This is a genomic window from Vibrio sp. SCP2 (assembly GCF_059295395.1).
In genome coordinates, this window is the sequence record NZ_JCAFVV010000004.1 from 223,071 (window position 1) to 242,057 (window position 18,987).

The window sequence follows — 18,987 nt, forward strand, 5'->3', positions numbered from 1 at the left end:
TCAGAAATTGCATAGGAAAAATCGCTTAGAACAAGGCAAAGATTGCAGCTAGCTAGTTGTTCTACCTACAAAATCTTTAACGCAGTTATCAGCGATTTTTACAAGCAAGAATGAGCAGATAATTGGTGTGATTGGTATAAAAATAAGACAAGGTATTCAAAATGAAGAACGCCGCTCTCCTTTCAATCACCCTATTGGGTTTAACCGCTTGTAGCCAAGGAGTTCAAGAGATGCAAGATCGTACAGCTTCCCCTTGTGGTGACAAACCTAACTGCGTTTCAACACAAGATACTCGACCAGAGCATAACCTCGCGCCGTTTGAACTCAATGATGGCGTTACCTTAGATCAGATAGAAGCTGTGGTACTGAAAGAGCCAAGAACCAAAACTGCGGAAAAAAGCGCTGATTATTTACGAGTAGAATTTACCAGTAAGATCATGCGTTTCGTCGATGATTTAGAATTAAGAATAGAAGGGAACAGTCTGATTGTTCGCTCTGAATCTCGCACCGGTCACTCTGATTTTGGGGTTAACCGCAAACGCGCTGACGCACTGAGAGCCGCTCTGAGTGAGGCTAAACTAATTAAATAGCCTCTTACACAAGAGTCCAGACGCCTTGGCAAACCTCGCTGCTTGAGTAACGACTGCTTATTGCTATTGCATCAAGTGTGCGTAGACATTACGCAACGCAGCTATAAAAAAACCGAAGCATTAAGCTTCGGTTTTAGGTATTCACTAGCGGTAGCCTGTTACTCAGCTTCTTCGCGGAAAACCACTAAGCGCTTTGGTGCTACCTTGCCATCATCGTTCACTTCAGCAACACCAATGAACAGCTTCTCTTCACCGGAAGTCATACGCAGCGGTGTGCCTTCTGGTGCGCCGAATACTTGCACTGGCATACCGTGTTGAACCAAATTGGTCAGTTCTGCATTAAGGTTTACTTCTGGTAAATCTTCTACCGCGGTATCCATAGGTAACAACAGAGGATCAAGCAGCTCTTTCGGTGCGACTTCATCACGATGTGCTTGCTCTAACAGCTCATTAAGTTGCTCTAGAGTCACCATTTTCTCGTATGGATATTTAGCAACCCCAGTACGACGTAGCATAGTGACATGAGCACCACAGCCAAGCATCTCACCGAGATCATCAACGATAGTGCGGATGTAAGTCCCTTTAGAACAATGAACTTCCATCTCGACTTCATCACCTTCAAAGCGATGCAGGACGATTTCATAAACCGTAATTTTGCGTGATTCACGCGGCACTTCAATACCTTTTCGCGCATACTCATACAAAGGCTTACCTTGGTATTTCAATGCCGAAAACATCGAAGGCACTTGATCTGATTCACCACGGAACTTATCAATACAGGCTTCAAGCTTGTCGAGAGACACGTCTACCGGGCGAGTCTCAACCACTTCACCATCAGAATCCGAAGTATCCGTGCGCTCCCCTAACTTGGCGATCACTCGGTAGCGTTTATCAGAATCCAACAAGAACTGAGAAAACTTGGTGGCTTCACCAAGACAGATTGGCAGCATACCTGTCGCTAGGGGATCCAGAGCACCGGTATGACCTGCTTTCTCTGCAAAGTAAATGCGTTTTACTTTCTGCAGCGCATCATTAGATGAAATGCCTGTTGGCTTGTCTAAAAGGACAACACCATTAATTGGACGACCTTTACGACGACGAGCCATTACTCTTCACCTGCCTGATCTTCTTCACGGCCAGCATCATGCTGTTTACGCTTATCTTCGTTAACTACCTCTGACACTAGGTTTGACATACGCATACCCTCGACAAGTGTATTGTCGTAGTGGAAACGTACTTCAGGTGTTAGACGTAGGCGAATGCGTTTGCCTAGCATCATACGGATATGAACTTCATGCTCACGTAGTGCTTCTAGGCAAGATTCTGGCGTTTGCTCACCAACACATAGGAAAGTAACGAAAACTTTCGCGTATGCTAAATCACGTGACACTTCCACATCAGAAATCGTCACCATGCCTAGGCGAGAATCACGAACTTCGCGTTGAAGGATCATTGCGAGTTCTTTTTGCAGCTGCTGTGCAACACGCTGCGTGCGGCTAAATTCTTTTGACATATCTTTTCTCTTATTAGAAAGAATGGGGGGATGGATAAATTCCAGCCCCCCATGGCGTATTCAACAACCAATTACTGCTTATCTATCAATAAGTAAGCCAGCAATGTTAGTCAATTAGTCTAGAGTACGTTTAACTTCAACGATTTCGAAGACTTCGATTTGGTCACCAACGCGAACATCGTTGTAGTTCTTAACGCCGATACCACATTCGTAGCCGTTCTTAACTTCTTGTACGTCATCTTTAAAGCGACGTAGTGACTCTAGTTCACCTTCGTAGATAACAACGTTATCACGTAGTACGCGGATAGGGTTGTTACGCTTGATGGTACCTTCAGTAACCATACAACCTGCGATTGCGCCCAGTTTCGGTGACTTAAATACGTCACGAACTTCAGCAAGACCAATGATCTCTTGCTTGAATTCTGGAGCAAGCATACCGCCCATTGCTTGTTTCACTTCATCAATCAATTGGTAAATGATTGAGTAGTAACGAAGGTCTAGGTTTTCGTTTTCAACAGTACGACGAGCAGTTGCATCAGCACGTACGTTGAAGCCTAGGATGATAGCGTTAGAAGCTGCTGCTAGTACGGCATCAGTTTCAGTAATACCACCAACACCAGAACCTACGATGTTCACTTTCACTTCATCAGTTGAAAGCTTGATTAGTGAGTCAGAGATTGCTTCCACAGAGCCCTGTACGTCAGCCTTAAGAACAACGTTTAGTTCAGCAACTTCACCAGCAGCCATGTTAGAGAACATGTTCTCTAGTTTCGCTTTCTGCTGACGAGCCAGTTTCACTTCACGGAATTTACCTTGACGGTAGTTCGCTACTTCACGTGCTTTACGCTCATCACGTACTACTGTTGCTTCATCACCAGAAGCAGGTACACCAGAAAGACCTAGGATCTCTACTGGGATAGAAGGACCAGCAGTAGTGACTTCTTTACCGTTCTCATCGCGCATTGCACGAACACGACCGTACTCTTGACCACAAAGAACGATGTCGCCTTTGTTTAGCGTACCAGACTGAACAAGTACAGTTGCAACTGGACCGCGGCCTTTATCTAGGCGAGATTCAACAACCACACCAGACGCCATGCCTTCTTCAACTGCAGTTAGTTCAAGAACTTCAGATTGTAGAAGGATAGTTTCTAGAAGACCGTCGATGTTTGTACCCTGTTTCGCAGAGATGTGAACGAACATGTTCTCACCGCCCCACTCTTCAGGAATAACGTCGTACTGAGCTAGCTCGTTCTTAACGTTATCTGGGTTCGCATCTTCTTTATCGATCTTGTTCACAGCAACAATCAGAGGAACGCCTGCCGCTTTCGCGTGCTGGATCGCTTCGATTGTTTGTGGCATTACGCCATCGTCTGCTGCTACTACTAGAACAACGATATCTGTCGCTTGAGCACCACGAGCACGCATTGCAGTAAACGCTGCGTGTCCAGGAGTATCAAGGAAAGTGATCATGCCGTTGTCAGTTTCAACGTGGTAAGCACCGATGTGCTGTGTAATACCACCCGCTTCACCCGATGCAACGTGTGCTTTACGGATGTAGTCAAGCGTAGACGTTTTACCGTGGTCAACGTGACCCATGATAGTAACAACAGGAGCGCGAGGAACTGCTTCAGCGTTGTTATCACGATCTGATAGTACCGCTTCTTCTAGCTCGTTCTCTTTACGCAGGATTACCTTGTGACCCATCTCTTCAGCAACTAGCTGTGCTGTTTCTTGGTCGATAACCTGGTTGATAGTCGCCATTGCGCCCATCTTCATCATTACTTTGATAACTTCCGTGCCTTTCACTGACATTTTGCTTGCCAGTTCAGAAACCACGATAGTTTCGCCGATTACAACATCAGCTTTAGCAACTGTTGCTGTCTTATCGAAACCTTGCTGCATTGAAGCAGGCTTAGCCAGTTTACCTTTGTTGCGGCCTTTGCCACCACGCTGGTTACGGCCACCACGATTTTGGTCATCGTTGTTAGAAGCTTTTTTCTTCTTCTTACGACGGCCACCTTCTTCTTTACGGTCTGCTGCATCTTCAGCTTCACGAGCATAAGTAGAAGTCGTTACATGGTAGTCAGAGTTTTCAAGCTCTTTCTTCTTCTTCTCTTCTTCAGTCCAACGAGCTTCATTTTCTTCAGCAAGTTTACGAGCTTCTTCAACAAGCTTAGCTGCTTCTTGTTCCGCTTTACGTTGGGCTTCTTCTTCCTGACGACGCTTCAGCTCGTCAGCTTCTTTCTTCGCTTGCGTATTAGCTTCCGCATTTTTTGCATTCATGTCTTTCTTAGCCTTATCAGCTTGGGCGCGTTTAGCCTTTTCTTCAGCGTCGCGTTTTGCATCCGCTTCTTGCTTCGCTTTCTCTTCGGCCTCGCGTTTTGCTTTCTCTGCAGCTTCACGTTTCGCTTGCTCTTCAGCCTCACGCTTCGCAAGCTCTTCAGCTTCACGCTTTGCTGCTTCCTCAGCCTCACGTTTCGCGTCGTCTTCGATAATGCTGCGCTTCACATAAGTGCGCTTCTTACGCACTTCTACTTGAACATCCTTACTCTTGCCACCACCAGCGTTAACGCTTAGTGTGCTGCGAGTTTTACGCTGTAGCGTTAAGCGAGTTGGCTCTGCGTCACCTGAAGTGTCACCGTGCTCTTTCTTAAGGTGAGTCAAAAGTTTCTGCTTTTCTTCATCAGTAACTTGATCACTACTCGCTTTCTTCATACCAGCGTCAGCAAGTTGTTCAATCAAGCGGTCCACTGGTGTACCAATTTCTTCACTCAGTGCCTTAACAGTAATTTGTGTCATCCGCTTCCTCCTTGCTGAAATTATTCGTCGTCGCCGAACCAACAAATGTTACGAGCAGCCATGATAAGCTCACCCGCACGTTCTTCGGTTAGACCTTCAATACCTTCGATATCATCGATACCCTGATCAGCTAGGTCTTCTAGTGTTGCAACACCTTTAGCTGCCAGTTTAAATGCCATCTCGCGCTCTAGACCTTCTAGACCAAGTAGGTCTTCTGCAGGCTCTACACCTTCGAAAGATTCTTCTTGTGCAAGAGCAAGAGTCGTTAGTGCATTCTTAGCACGATTACGTAGTTCTTCGACTAGATCTTCATCTAGACCGTCAACTTCAAGAAGCTCGTTTACAGGTACGTAAGCCACTTCTTCTAGAGTAGAGAAACCTTCTTCAACAAGCAGTTGAGCAAAGTCTTCTTCGATATCTAGGTGCTTCATGAAGCTTTCGATTGCAGCTTGTGATTCTTCAGCGTGTTTCTTGTGAAGATCTTCAACTGTCATTACGTTTAGTTCCCAACCCGTTAGTTGAGATGCAAGACGTACGTTTTGACCGTTACGGCCGATAGCTTGTGCTAGGTTGTCTGCTTCAACCGCGATGTCCATTGCGTTTGCGTCTTCATCAACGATGATAGAAGCAACATCAGCAGGTGCCATTGCGTTGATAACAAATTGCGCTGGGTTATCGTCCCAAAGAACGATATCGATACGCTCACCACCAAGCTCGCCTGAAACAGCTTGTACACGTGCACCACGCATACCAACACACGCACCAACTGGGTCGATACGCTTGTCGTTAGTTTTAACTGCAATTTTCGCGCGAGAACCAGGATCGCGTGCTGCACCTTTAAGTTCGATGATCTCTTCAGCGATTTCAGGTACTTCTACACGGAATAGCTCTGCTAGCATTTCAGGTTTAGAGCGAGTCACGAATAGCTGGAAGCCACGAGCTTCTGGTGCCACTTTGTAAAGTAGACCACGCACACGGTCGCCTGGACGGAAGTTTTCACGAGGAAGTTGGTCGTCACGTAGGATAACCGCTTCTGCATTGTTACCTAGGTCTAGTACCACTGTTTCACGGTTAACTTTCTTAACCACGCCAGTCACTAGCTCACCTTCGTTGTCGATGAACTGCTCTACGATTTGCGCGCGCTCAGCTTCACGTACTTTCTGTACGATAACTTGCTTAGCCGTTTGAGTCGTAATACGGTCAAACGTTACTGATTCGATGTCGTCTTCAACGTAATCACCTAGTTCCAGCTCTTCGTTTTCGAATTTCGCTGCTTCTAGAGAGATTTCTTTGGTTGGGCTCTCAACTTCTTCAACAATCAACCAACGGCGGAATGTTTCAAACTCGCCAGTTTTACGGTCAATTTCAACACGAACATCAATTTCCATTTCGTGCTTCTTCTTGGTAGAAGTAGCTAGAGCAATTTCTAGGGCTTCAAAGATACGCTCACGAGGTACCGCTTTCTCGTTCGATACCGCTTCTACTACCGCTAAAATTTCTTTACTCATTTTAAATAGCCTCTAAGACTTTAATTAAAATTTAGGGATCAGGTTAGCTTTTGAAATGTTGCTTAGGGCAAACTCTTCTTCGTTACCTTCAACAGTAACTGAGATAGTTTCACCATCTACTGAGTGGATTACACCTTTCCACTTACGACGGTTGCCTACAGCCATCTTCAAAACGATGCTTACCTCGTGACCAATAAACTGTTCATAGTGTGCAGCTTTGAATAGTGGTCTTTCTAAACCTGGTGAAGACACTTCAAGGTTGTAAGCCACTGTGATTGGATCTTCAACGTCCATTACCGCGCTAACCTGGCGGCTAACTTCAGCACAATCTTCAACATTAATACCATTCTCGTGATCGATGAAGATACGTAATGTTGAGTGTTCACCTGCGCGAACAAATTCTAATCCAACTAACTCATAACCTGATGCCGCTACAGGAGCTTCAAGCATTTCAGTAAGTTGTCTTTCTAAACCAGTCATTTAAACCACTCCAGAAACAAAAAAAGGGCTCAGAGCCCAATTTAAATTCCAAGCAAAGCTCTAAATTCTCAATGAGAAAATTTAGATAACAAAAAACCCCGAAAAGTCGGGGTTTTTTGTTGCTGGACCCTGATACGTTAAGTGATATCAATGCCACTTAACTCGCAATATCGCTATTGCGCAAACTTGTCCCAATCCACTCTCTATAAAAGAGAAGAGATTTGGTTGCGGGGGCCGGATTTGAACCGACGACCTTCGGGTTATGAGCCCGACGAGCTACCAAGCTGCTCCACCCCGCGTCCGACTTGTCGAGCATTATACGCTCTCCAAGGTGTTTTACAAGTTTGTAAATCAATGGTGCCGAGAGAGGGACTCGAACCCTCACACCTAAGGCACTAGCACCTCATGCTAGCGTGTCTACCAATTTCACCATCTCGGCAGCTAATTCTATTTATCAGCTAGAAAATAGCTTATTGAGGAATTTCGTCGCCTTGAGGGGCTGGAATTTCACTCGCATCATCCGCTTGCTGAATCACTTGACCTTGTGAAGGGTCAACCCATTGAGATTCAGTTTTGTGTGTAGACATGTTGCCTAGCACTAAGCTGACGATGAAAAATACTGTTGCAAAAATTGCAGTCATTCGGGTTAGGAAGTTACCTGAGCCGCTTGCGCCAAACACTGTGTTTGATGCGCCTGCACCGAATGAGGCTCCCATATCTGCGCCTTTACCTTGTTGAATCAGCACTAGGCCGATTACACCAACCGCTGCCAACAGGTAAATCACAAGTAGAACTGTAAACATGATTTCCACCTATGTTCCAAATTGTTGAGCCAGCGCCGCTCGAAAACTCTTTGTTGATGTTTTTGAACAAGGCTAGCGACCTCCTTATCGAAGGCCGAGCAATACTAGCGAAAGCCGATTACGCTGACAAGTAGATTTTTTCAAAAAAGTACACCTTGAGAGCTAAGCGGTCAAAAAAAGGACAAAACCACACATTAAGCACTCTATATTGGTGAATTTGAAATTAAAGCTCTGAAAATTCAGGACTGTACTCAATCAAACCTGAGCGTCCGTCAAACTCGCTCTCTTCTAGCGCCAGGACTTGGAATGCCCCTTGAGGAACTTCCCATTGGCAATGCATTTGCTGATTTGCGCTATCCACAAATCCAAAACGGCCATAATAAGCAGGAGCACCTAACACAACACAAGCTGGGTAACCAAACTCACGTAATGAAGCTAGCCCTTCCTTAACCATGTCAGCCGCAAGACCTTGTCTGCGATACTTTTCATCGACAGCTAACGGTGCAAGCCCCTGCCAATTATAGTCATTGCCGTCTAATGTCACTGGACTAAACAGAACGTAACCAACCACCTCTCCTTCGTCATTACAAGCAACCAGAGATAAGGTACGACGACCGTTTTCTCTTAGCTTCATGACCAAGTCAGCTTCCGCTTCGGTTTCAAACGTTGATTTCAGTAATCGATCAATGGCAAGTATGTCTGCCGGCGCTTCAGTTCGAATAAGCATTTACAACCTCATTATGTGTTGCAGGCGATTGTAATCCTTTTTGCACAAAATCGGCTAGTTGATTTAACAAGGTTTGTAGAGGCTTAGGTAAAGACTCCAGATCAACACTGTCCATCAAGTTCTTTACTTCAAGGCCTAACTCGGTATCTCCTTCAATCGTCAAGCGACGTTGAAAAAATAGCGTATCTGGATCTTCTTTGCGTCCGGCAATCAATACCAGGTCATTGAGGTTGCCGCTAAACAAGACATCTTCTTTAACTGGCTTATCCGCGACAATAATTTGGTCATCCTTATAACTTATCAGCCAACTTAATTGCAGATCTTTTACCTCAACTTTTAACCACTTATCTTCGAGAAATTCAAAGTCGCCATCCTCAAGTGCTTCTTTAAAAACAGTTTTAAGCCCTTCAAGCAAGGCTTTTTTTTGAACAGTTTGAGGTAAGAAGTGGACTGGAGATCGCAAAATTGATGCGGCATTTTGAACTAGTTGAGTGCGAATCTTGTTAATCACGCGAGATATCCGTTACTTTGTTAGCTAGAATTACTCATCATAAAGGATGTTTAACTAGAGATTCCTGTTATTTATCAAAGAATCTACGCTAAGCCTTAACTCTTTAAAGTCTGGGCAAGGACAGTTATAGTTAATACATCACTCAAATTCACTACTTCGTGGATAGTTGCTCTTTGGAGAGTCGGAAAAAACTTGATGCTATCGCAACAATTACAGCACTGGTTTACAAAAATTACGGCCAATAGTCCGTTTTTTTTCGCCATTTTGGATAACCAGCATAACTATGCAATGGTTAATGGCCGCTATTGCGATATCGCAGGGCTAACTCCGACTGAACTTGTTGGTATGTGCGACAGCCAGATCATGGGACAGCAGTTCTATGACCACCTCAAGCCTTACTACGATAGAGCCTTTAAAGGCGAATCCATCGAAGCGGAAATGACCATGGGCGATCTCGACCTAGAGACGAGCCTCCATTTCAACATCTCGCCTATCGAAAACGAAGGCAAGATTGAGCATGTCATTTTCCACGCTCTTGATACCTCTGAAAAACAAATTCTGATTCGCTCTCTTGAGGAATCTGAAGGCAAGTTTTCAACACTGACTAGCTTATTGCCAGAAGGCATCTTCCTAGTTGAAGATGATTGTATTCTGTCAGCCAACCCAGCCGCCTTGCGATTACTCGGCTTTGATTCGATTCAAGATGTGTTAGGTGAAAGCCTATCGCGCTTATTTGTTGATGAGAAAACCAAGACTGTCTTTTCTGAATCGTTAGCCAGTATGCTTGGAGAAACGCCACTGACTTGTTTAACGAGTCCTCGCTGTGGTTTTGAGCGTAAGGTTCAACTTCAGGCAGATGCTGCCATGATTCTGGGTAGCGATTCACAGTTGATACTGATTCATGATGCGGAAGCAGCACCTACTACGCTTGCAACCAATAAACAGGAAGATATCCACCTTGACTCGCTAACAGGGTTGTACAACCGTTTTGGCTTTACCAAGCGTTTGGAACAACTGATCCACAACGAAACCCCTTTAATCATGCTCTACCTCGACATTGATAACTTCAAAAATATCAATGACTCATTAGGTCACCATATTGGCGACAAAGTGATTAAAGAAGTCTCTTCGCGCTTGAAGCGTTTGCTTCCACAACAAGCCGTGTTGGGGCACTTAGGTGGCGATGAGTTCGGCATTATCTTGCCTGAGCCTGAAAACAATCGCATGGCAGAAATGCTGTCTGAGCGAATTATCTCTCTGATTAACCAGCCCTTTGATCTACACCACTTTAGTAAACGCTTAGCGTGTTCAATTGGTAGCGTGGCTTATCCGGGAGATGGCAATGACGCACGCATTTTGCTGCAGAATGCCGACACGGCCATGTATGAAGCGAAAGATCGCGGTCGTAACCGTCTGATTAAATTCAATGATCAGATGAACAAAGAAGCTCGCATGCGTCTATGGCTGGAAATCGAGCTGCAAAAAGCATTACAGCAAAATGGCCTCGAGGTTTGGTATCAGCCGAAAGTTAATGCTCGTGATTTTAGCATCAACGGCGCTGAAGCCCTGATCCGTTGGAAACACCCAGTCGAAGGCTATATCAGCCCTGGCGCTTTCATTCCGGTAGCTGAACGAGCAGGATTGATCGAGCACTTAGGTCGCGTAGTAATGCGTGATGTCTTTAGCACGGTTAAGCGCTGGAAGCTACAAGGTATCTTACCTGGACGAGTGGCGATCAACCTATCTCCAGAACAGTTTGGTAATCCAAAGCTCATCGACTACATGGAAAAACTGCTGCGCACCACAGAACTTGACCCAAGCTGCATCACTTTCGAGCTAACCGAAAGTGCGGTAATGAGTGACAGCGAGCACACGATTCAAATGCTGAATGCCATCAAAAAACTGGGGTTTGCGCTATCAATTGATGACTTTGGTACTGGCTACTCTTCGCTCTCTTATCTGGCGCGCTTCCCAATTGATGAGCTTAAGATCGACCGAGCATTTATCTCTGATATAGATACGCTGCCAAAGCAGATCACCGTTATCGAAAACATCATCAACCTTGGTAAATCTCTTGATTTAACTGTCGTTGCTGAAGGTGTTGAGACCCAGCAGCAAGCAACCCTACTCTCCAACCTAAATTGTAACTCAATTCAAGGCTTCCACTTCTATCGTCCTCAGCCAAGACAAGAAGTTGAAGAGCTATTTGCGCAGAATCGCCGCCACAAAAACTAACTCCAAGTGAGTATTTGACTTAGAAAGTCACGCAAACCTGCTGTACATCAAATTTGCCGTTCATATTTCTTCATAAAATGCTCAGCAAATTTAGAACAGACAGTCATGGTGCGAGCAATGGAACTCCTATGCCCAGCAGGTAACTTACCTGCCTTAAAAACGGCGATTGATTGTGGTGCTGATGCGGTGTACATCGGATTTAAAGATGACACCAATGCCCGCCACTTCGCTGGTTTGAACTTTACGGGTAAGAAACTCGAAAAAGCCGTTCAATACGTTCACGACAACAACAAGAAAATACACGTTGCCTTAAACACCTTCGCTCATCCAGATGGATTCGAACGCTGGACAGAAGCAGTCGACCGAGCGGCGCAAAGTGGTGTAGATGCTCTGATCGTGGCAGACATTGCCGTACTCGAATATGCCGCGCGAAAATACCCACAGCTTGAACTTCATTTATCAGTGCAAGCCTCCGCAACCAATGTCGCCGCCATTGATTTCTACAAACAGAATTTCAATGTAAAGCGTGTTGTGCTGCCACGTGTCCTTTCCATTCATCAGGTAAAGCAGCTGTCACGCAACATCACCAGTGACGTCGAGCTAGAAGTATTCGCTTTTGGCAGCCTGTGCATTATGTCTGAAGGCCGTTGTTATCTGTCGTCGTACATGACAGGCGAGTCTCCCAATACCGTGGGGGCTTGCTCTCCAGCTAAATACGTTCGCTGGCAAGAAACGGAAAACGGCCTCGAATCTCGCCTTAATGACATCCTGATTGATCGCTACAGTGAAGGTGAAAATGCGGGCTACCCTACTTTATGTAAAGGGCGATTCACTGCGGACTTGGATGAGCAAACTAAGGCTTATCATGCACTGGAAGAGCCGACCAGCTTGAATACGCTATCTATGCTGCCCGAGCTCTTTGCCGCTAATGTTGCTTCCGTCAAGATTGAAGGTCGCCAACGCAGCCCAGCTTACGTTGAGCAAGTAACCCGAACTTGGCGAGCCGCAATCGATCGTTACTTGACGAACCCAGAAGGCTATCAAGTAGAGCCAAGCTGGAATGCGACGCTCGCTAATGTATCAGAAGGTACGCAAACCACACTTGGCGCATACCACCGTAAATGGCAGTAGAGCTTTACTTGTAGAGATAACAATGGAAAACAACATGAAATATGCACTCGGCCCACTACTCTACTTCTGGCCAAAGCAAGATGTCGAAGCGTTTTATGAGCAAGCGAAAACCAGCTCGGCAGATATTATCTATCTAGGTGAGAGTGTCTGTTCAAAGCGCCGCGAGATGAAACCAGCGCACTGGTTTGAGATTGCAAAGGAGCTCAGCAAAACTGGTAAGCAAGTCGTGTTGTCGACAATGGCATTGCTCGAAGCCCCAAGCGAAGTCAACGTGATGAAGAAGTACATCGACAATGGTGATTTCGCCATTGAAGCCAATGATGTCTCTGCGATTCAACTTGCCTCTGAGCGTAAAGTGCCTTTCGTTGTCGGCCCTGCGGTGAATACCTACAACGCGCACACTTTAAACTTGTTCTTAAAACAAGGCATGACTCGTTGGTGTATGCCGGTAGAGCTATCTCGTGAGTGGTTAGGTAATGTGCTTAACCAATGTGACGAGATCGGTATTAAAGGCAAATTTGAAGTCGAGGTATTCAGCCACGGTTATCTCCCCCTAGCCTACTCGGCGCGCTGCTTCACTGCCCGAGCAGAAAATAAAGCCAAGGATGATTGCGAGACTTGCTGTATCAAATATCCAACGGGCATTCAGGTAAGCAGCCAAGAAGGACAAGAGGTGTTTAATCTTAATGGTATCCAGACTCAGTCAGGCTACTGTTACAACCTCATCAATGATTTACCAAGCATGCAAGGATTGGTCGACGTGGTTCGCTTAAGTCCACTTGGTCTTGATACCTTCTCACAAGTAGATAAATTCCGAGCGAATGAACAAGGAGCCAGCCCTAGCCAAATCGAAAGCAGACAGTGTAATGGCTACTGGCACCAACTAGCCGGTTTAGAAGTGAAAACTCTCTAGTTCTAGATAGTCACCAATACAACAAAGGGCTCAACTGAGCCCTTTTCTATTAAGCAATCGCTTGTTCCGCTTGGTGAATCCGATAACGACGCAGGTCTTTCATCAGAATTACTATAACGACGGCACTCAGTGCAATATTGGAAAGCGGGAAAGCAATCCAAACTCCAGAAACACCAAGCAACTTCGGCATTAAGTACAAGAAAGGCAACTGAACTAAGATATTGCCAATATTCACAAACATCGCCTTAGTGCCACTATTAATTGCCTGGTAATAAGCACCCGCAACCACTAAGAAACCATCTAAAAAAAGCGCGAATAGATGCAATCTAAAGCCTAGTATTGTGTTCTCTATTAACTTTTCATCGGTTGAGTTAAACACCGAGACAAACTCTCTAGGGAACAGGTTAATCACCAATACAAAGGCAACACCAATCAAGATAGCCGTAGTCATAGCAATTTTAAGTAATGCTCGGATGTTCTCTTTGTTTCGCGCACCATGGTTATAGCTGACCAATGGCTGCATACCGTTTGCGACACCTTCTACAGTAAGATAATAAACAGTCACTATATAGCCAAGAATCGCATAGGCTCCAATCATCATCACATCGCCATACTGAGCGAATAAATTATTGTGTAGCGCGACCATCACTGCACCATAGGCATACATAAAGAAGCTTGACGTGCCTATGGCAAATATTTGTGGAATGACAGGTAAGCTCAAACGAACCTCACTCAACTTAAGCCTTAAGTTGGCTCTAGATGAGAAGAAGTACGCAAGGCCAAGTAATGTCACCACAGCCTGAGCAATAGCGGTCGCCAACGCAGCTCCTGTAAGCTCCCAGTCCCACACTGCAATCATTAAGTAATCTAGCGCAATGTTAATCACAGCGCCGATTACCATCAAAATCGTCGCTAAGTTAGGGTTATCATCATTACGCAGTAAAAATGGCATCGCGATGGAGCCTAAGGTAAAGATACAAGCGCCGATTAACACGTGTAGGTATTGCAGCCCTAGTTCATAAACTTTTCCATCAGCACCCTGCCAGCGTAAGAAATACTCTGAACAGAAATACAAGATGCCTGAAACAAGAGGTGCCAAAACAAGTAATAAAAGCAAACCTGTTGCTAGTATCTTTTTCGCGCCTTGAGTGTCTCCTTCGCCTTGGCGGATGGATACCAAAGCACCTGTTCCAACGCCCAACAACATACCAATGCCAAGAATTGAACCAATAACAGGCCAAGCTACGTTAATACCTGCGAGGCCATCTGCAGCGACATAGCGACCAATAAAGATTCCATCCACCACCTGATACAAACCGTTGACGAGCATTGCCGCGACGGTTGGGATGGTGTATTTCCAAAACTGTTTATAAATGGATGTTTGCATGTTTCTCTGCTCTAGTTAGCAAGGCTAACTAAATAATTAATATTTTAAGTCGATAACGACTTTTTCAATAAGCTAACGAGTTGCTCAGCTTCTTGCTCAGAAAGCTTAGAGTTCATAACCTCAGCGATCTCTTTATAGACAACCTGCTCAAGAGACATATCTTGTATCGCATTCTCGGTTAAGACGACTTTCTTAGAACGCGCATCTTCATTACATGAGATTCGTTTAACAAGCCCTTTCTTTTCTAGTCGTACAACCATATTTGAAGCAGAAGGCTTGGTCACTTTCATTTCATCGGCTAAATCTGTAATTCGTATCCCTTCAGGAAAGGCTTGAACGACACGCAAATAGTCGAACTCATTAAAGCTCAACAGCGACAAAGGATCTTCTTTTCCATAAATACGCCAAGCTTTAGAACAAAATCGTTCAAGCTCAATCAGGCTAGTTTCTAGATTCATAGGCAAGTCCACTTAGTTAGCCAAGCTAACAATATTAACGGCAGTTTAATTAACAAGCAATAAAAAAGCGCTGAATCAGCGCTTTTCTTTACGTAGGTTCAATAGTTCTATTGAGTTGGATTTGCCGCTTGCTGGGCTTTCGCTCTAGCGATGACTTGCGCTTGTAGATCTTCATAAATATTAGTCAATTCTAGTATTGCGTATCTATGCTCGACATACTCAAAAACATTGAATGAGATCGCAAGACGGTAGAATGAAATCGCTTTGGCGATATCCTGCTCTGAGTCACTTTGTTGGTAGCGCTTACCTAGATAGAAGTAAGCTTCCGTCAGGTGTTGGGCAAGCACGACTTTATCTCGTGTACTTTCGACAATTGCTTTGAATGCTTGCTTTTCAGAAATCTCACCCAAGGTAATCGCAACCATAATCCAACCCCACTTGTCATTGCGATTTTGGTAGCTCTGTTCAAGCTCTTGCCTAGCGATTTCCGGTGAAATCTCTGACTTAATTATATAGAGCCACAACGCGCTGAATGGATCACTCGGTTCTTGATTATAATGCTGCTGCATCTCTTCTAATGCGAGATCAAAACGACCACCATAATAGAGCGCAATGGCTCTGTTACGTGCCGCATAGCTATTATCTGGCGCCAACTCTAAAGCCGAATCAAAGGCATCGTAAGCCGCATCGAAATTGCGCTTTTCAGTAAAGTAGACACCCAGTAAGTTGAACAGATCCGCTTGCGCTGGATAAATAGCAAGAGACTGTTCGTAGTCTAATCTCGCTAGATTGCGTAAACCTACGCTGTCATAGTAGTTGCCGCGTTCATAGAGTATTTTAGCGCGTGTTTCATTAGGTAGATCTGTTCTGCCAAGTAGTTGGCTTAAACGTGCGATCTGAACCTCTTGCTGCAAGCTAGGCTGAAGCGCTTCTACCATAGGCGGCAGCACCCACTCAGCTTGTTGGTTCGATGTTGATGCACAGCCTGCTGTCACTAACAAGGCAAGGCTAAGCGTTGCGGTTTGAAACCATTTCACAAATAAATACTCCTGTTGCTAGGCTGCTACCTAGCGTCTTCCGCATAAAAAAAGGGAGCCTAATGCTCCCTTTATAACATGCTTTTAGCAAAATAGGCTAATTCGCAGAATCTGCCTATTCACTTAAATCGCATTATGCGTCAGTTGCTGGCTTCTCTTCTGAAGCTGCTTCTTCAGTCTTTTCAACTGCTTCTTTCATGCTTAGACGTACACGGCCTTGACGGTCAATCTCAAGAACTTTTACTTGAACTTCTTGACCTTCAGCTAGGTAGTCAGACACTTTCTCTACACGCTTGTCAGCGATTTGTGAGATGTGTACTAGACCATCTTTACCTGGCAGGATAGTTACGAATGCACCGAAGTCTGCTAGACGCGCTACTTTACCTGTGTAGATGCGACCTACTTCAACTTCTGCAGTGATCTCTTCGATACGACGGATTGCTTCTTTCGCAGCTGTACCTTCAGTTGCAGCAATCTTGATTGTACCGTCGTCTTCGATTTCGATAGTTGTACCTGTCTCTTCAGTTAGAGCACGGATAACTGCACCACCTTTACCGATAACGTCTTTGATCTTCTCAGCGCTGATCTTCATTGTGTGAATACGCGGAGCGAACTCAGAAATATCTTCACGAGCACCAGAGATTGCTTCATCCATCACAGATAGGATGTGCTTACGTGCACCTTGCGCTTGGTTAAGAGCAATCTGCATGATCTCTTTAGTGATACCTTCGATCTTGATATCCATCTGAAGTGCAGTAATACCAGTGTTAGTACCTGCTACTTTAAAGTCCATGTCACCTAGGTGGTCTTCGTCACCAAGGATGTCAGAAAGAACAACGAAATCGTCGCCTTCTTTAACAAGACCCATTGCGATACCCGCAACAGAAGACTTGATTGGCACACCAGCATCCATAAGAGCTAGAGATGTACCACATACAGAAGCCATTGATGAAGAACCGTTAGATTCAGTGATCTCCGATACAACACGTACTGTGTATGGGAACTCATCAACAGAAGGCATTACTGCAGCAATACCACGCTTAGCTAGTTTACCGTGGCCGATTTCACGACGCTTAGGAGAACCAACAAAACCTGTTTCACCAACACAGTATGGAGGGAAGTTGTAGTGTAGTAGGAAGTGATCTTTACGCTCACCAGTTAGCTCGTCGATGATTTGAGCATCGCGCTGCGTACCTAGAGTCGCAGTTACTAGAGCCTGAGTTTCACCACGAGTAAATAGTGATGAACCGTGAGTACGTGGAAGAACACCAGTACGTACGTCTAGCGCACGAACCATATCTTTTTCACGACCATCGATACGTGGGTTACCAGCGATGATGCTGCGACGTACCACTGTCTTCTCTAGATCGTGGAAGATAGTGTGGATTTCTTTGGTGTTTGCTTCTGGATCTTCAGCAAGCAGTACTTCGTTTACTTCACCAGCGATCTCGTGGATGCGGTCGTAACGAGCCATCTTCTCAGTGATTTGGTACGCTTCAACAAGTTTCGCTTCTGCTAGCTCAGCAATCTTGTTTACAAGCGCAGTGTTCTCTTCAGGAGCAACCCAATCCCAAGCAGGAGTAGCAACTTCAGCTTTGAATTCGTTGATTGCATTGATAACCGCTTGCTGTTGATCGTGGCCAAATACTACCGCAGAAAGCATCTCTTCTTCAGTTAGGTTGTCCGCTTCTGACTCAACCATAAGTACTGCAGATTCAGTACCCGCAACAACTAGGTCTAGCTTAGATGTTTCTAGCTCAGTGTTGCTTGGGTTAAGAACAAGTTGACCGTCGATGTGACCAACGCGCGCTGCACCGATAGGACCGTTGAACGGGATACCAGAGATAGCAAGTGCTGCTGAAGTACCGATCATTGTTGGGATATCTGGCTGTACGTCTGGGTTCACAGATACTACAGTTGCGATAACTTGTACTTCGTTTTTGAATGCATCTGGGAATAGAGGACGGATTGGACGGTCGATTAGACGAGCCGTTAGCGTCTCACCTTCAGAAGGACGGCCTTCACGCTTGAAGAAACCACCAGGGATTTTACCCGCTGCGTAAGTACGCTCTTGGTAGTTAACCGTTAGAGGGAAGAAGTCTTGACCTTCTACCGCTTCTTTTTTACCCACTACAGAAACGAATACTGCTGTATCGTCCATAGTAACCATTACTGCAGCCGTAGCTTGACGTGCGATAACGCCAGTCTCTAGAGTAACTGTGTGGTTACCGTACTGGAACGTTTTAACAACTGGTTTTTCGAACATTGTTATTCCTTTTGGGATAGCTCTGTTTAATAAGAGCAATTGTGTTAGCCCAAGGCATTACATGCTTAAACAGTCTAGAGTTTAGTTTGTAGCTCCCAATCGACCACTTACGACCGGAATCAAACGAGAAGCTAGAAACTAAATTCTATAACTGCATACGATGTAATTGTAATGCAATGAGCAAATAGAAAATGCCGATAGATTTCGGCCGCCGTAGTATAGCGGGATTAATTCGGTTTGGCTAAGCTATAGCAGCCAAAATAACTAACGGGCAACAAAAAAGGGGCTAAAAGCCCCTTTTTCGACAAACTGTTCTATGCAGCCGCTGATTAGCGACGTAGGCCTAGACGCTTGATTAGGTCTTGGTAACGAGAAAGGTTTTTGCCTTTCAGGTAGTCAAGAAGCTTACGACGGCTAGAAACCATGCGTAGAAGACCACGACGGCTGTGGTGATCGCCTTTGTGAGCTTTGAAGTGACCTTGTAGGTGGTTGATAGAAGCAGTCAGTAGAGCTACTTGTACTTCTGGTGAACCAGTGTCGCCTTCAGAGCGCGCGTATTCTGCAACGATTGCTGCTTTAGTTTCTGCATTCAGAGACATAATTCTCTCCTAAATAAGAGTAGGTTG

General features: G+C 45.1%; 17 protein-coding genes and 2 tRNA genes. 4 read left to right on the top strand and 15 right to left on the bottom strand.

The genetic code is table 11. From position 1 onward, the window contains the following. Positions 1-161: 161 nt before the first annotated feature. A complete protein-coding gene (locus AC5O63_RS14340) occupies positions 162-590 on the top strand; it encodes a DUF1499 domain-containing protein (protein WP_272785649.1) in 429 nt (142 codons plus the stop codon). Positions 591-748: 158 nt separating this feature from the next. Here the strand turns inward: AC5O63_RS14340 and truB are convergent, their stop codons facing one another. From truB to ubiT, 10 genes are all read right to left on the bottom strand, one after another. Then, entirely contained in the window at positions 749-1,696 is a 948-nt protein-coding gene (truB, locus tag AC5O63_RS14345; protein ID WP_171323117.1) for a tRNA pseudouridine(55) synthase TruB, read from the bottom strand. Further along, positions 1,696-2,103, bottom strand: coding sequence for a 30S ribosome-binding factor RbfA (rbfA, locus tag AC5O63_RS14350; protein WP_005472794.1), 408 nt, complete (start codon positions 2,101-2,103; stop codon positions 1,696-1,698). The genes truB and rbfA overlap by 1 nt, the downstream gene beginning before the upstream one ends. A gap of 114 nt (positions 2,104-2,217) precedes the next feature. Then, positions 2,218-4,905: a translation initiation factor IF-2 gene (gene infB / locus AC5O63_RS14355; protein ID WP_494505417.1), complete on the bottom strand. Its 2,688-nt coding sequence runs from the start codon at positions 4,903-4,905 to the stop codon at positions 2,218-2,220. 20 nt (positions 4,906-4,925) lie between these two features. Next, positions 4,926-6,413 carry a transcription termination factor NusA gene (gene nusA, locus AC5O63_RS14360; protein ID WP_171323121.1) on the bottom strand — a complete coding sequence of 496 codons (1,488 nt, stop codon included), beginning with the start codon at positions 6,411-6,413 and terminating at the stop codon, positions 4,926-4,928. A gap of 24 nt (positions 6,414-6,437) precedes the next feature. Then, a complete protein-coding gene (gene rimP, locus AC5O63_RS14365) occupies positions 6,438-6,893 on the bottom strand; it encodes a ribosome maturation factor RimP (RefSeq protein WP_004744998.1) in 456 nt (151 codons plus the stop codon). A gap of 222 nt (positions 6,894-7,115) precedes the next feature. After that, positions 7,116-7,192 (bottom strand) — tRNA-Met (locus AC5O63_RS14370). Between the two features lie 56 nt (positions 7,193-7,248). After that, positions 7,249-7,332, bottom strand: a tRNA-Leu gene (locus AC5O63_RS14375). Positions 7,333-7,363: 31 nt separating this feature from the next. Beyond that, the gene (gene secG, locus AC5O63_RS14380) at positions 7,364-7,696 is read right to left on the bottom strand and encodes a preprotein translocase subunit SecG (protein WP_171323123.1); all 333 of its coding nucleotides are present in this window, start codon (positions 7,694-7,696) and stop codon (positions 7,364-7,366) included. Positions 7,697-7,919: 223 nt separating this feature from the next. After that, positions 7,920-8,423 carry a GNAT family N-acetyltransferase gene (locus tag AC5O63_RS14385; RefSeq protein WP_494505418.1) on the bottom strand — a complete coding sequence of 168 codons (504 nt, stop codon included), beginning with the start codon at positions 8,421-8,423 and terminating at the stop codon, positions 7,920-7,922. Next, a complete protein-coding gene (gene ubiT / locus AC5O63_RS14390) occupies positions 8,407-8,934 on the bottom strand; it encodes a ubiquinone anaerobic biosynthesis accessory factor UbiT (protein WP_494505419.1) in 528 nt (175 codons plus the stop codon). Before ubiT ends, AC5O63_RS14385 begins: the two co-directional genes overlap by 17 nt. Positions 8,935-9,129: 195 nt before the next feature. Here ubiT and AC5O63_RS14395 point away from each other — a divergent pair, with 195 nt between their 5' ends. From AC5O63_RS14395 to AC5O63_RS14405, 3 genes are all read left to right on the top strand, one after another. Beyond that, positions 9,130-11,169: a sensor domain-containing protein gene (locus AC5O63_RS14395; RefSeq protein ID WP_494505420.1), complete on the top strand. Its 2,040-nt coding sequence runs from the start codon at positions 9,130-9,132 to the stop codon at positions 11,167-11,169. 117 nt (positions 11,170-11,286) lie between these two features. Beyond that, the gene (gene ubiU, locus AC5O63_RS14400) at positions 11,287-12,300 is read left to right on the top strand and encodes a ubiquinone anaerobic biosynthesis protein UbiU (protein WP_494505421.1); all 1,014 of its coding nucleotides are present in this window, start codon (positions 11,287-11,289) and stop codon (positions 12,298-12,300) included. A gap of 34 nt (positions 12,301-12,334) precedes the next feature. Further along, positions 12,335-13,213 carry a U32 family peptidase gene (locus AC5O63_RS14405; protein WP_272785654.1) on the top strand — a complete coding sequence of 293 codons (879 nt, stop codon included), beginning with the start codon at positions 12,335-12,337 and terminating at the stop codon, positions 13,211-13,213. 49 nt (positions 13,214-13,262) lie between these two features. On the opposite strand, the gene AC5O63_RS14410 is transcribed toward AC5O63_RS14405, so the two are convergent. From AC5O63_RS14410 to rpsO, 5 genes are all read right to left on the bottom strand, one after another. Then, on the bottom strand, positions 13,263-14,600 hold the full coding sequence (locus AC5O63_RS14410) for an MATE family efflux transporter (RefSeq protein ID WP_494505422.1): 1,338 nt from the start codon (positions 14,598-14,600) through the stop codon (positions 13,263-13,265). A gap of 44 nt (positions 14,601-14,644) precedes the next feature. Continuing rightward, entirely contained in the window at positions 14,645-15,058 is a 414-nt protein-coding gene (locus AC5O63_RS14415) for a MarR family winged helix-turn-helix transcriptional regulator (RefSeq protein WP_494505423.1), read from the bottom strand. Positions 15,059-15,165: 107 nt separating this feature from the next. Then, positions 15,166-16,095: a lipoprotein NlpI gene (gene nlpI / locus AC5O63_RS14420; protein WP_494505424.1), complete on the bottom strand. Its 930-nt coding sequence runs from the start codon at positions 16,093-16,095 to the stop codon at positions 15,166-15,168. A 133-nt stretch (positions 16,096-16,228) separates the two neighbouring features. After that, positions 16,229-18,361 carry a polyribonucleotide nucleotidyltransferase gene (gene pnp, locus AC5O63_RS14425; protein WP_171323139.1) on the bottom strand — a complete coding sequence of 711 codons (2,133 nt, stop codon included), beginning with the start codon at positions 18,359-18,361 and terminating at the stop codon, positions 16,229-16,231. Positions 18,362-18,690: 329 nt separating this feature from the next. Continuing rightward, entirely contained in the window at positions 18,691-18,960 is a 270-nt protein-coding gene (gene rpsO / locus AC5O63_RS14430; RefSeq protein WP_004745010.1) for a 30S ribosomal protein S15, read from the bottom strand. Positions 18,961-18,987: the final 27 nt, after the last annotated feature.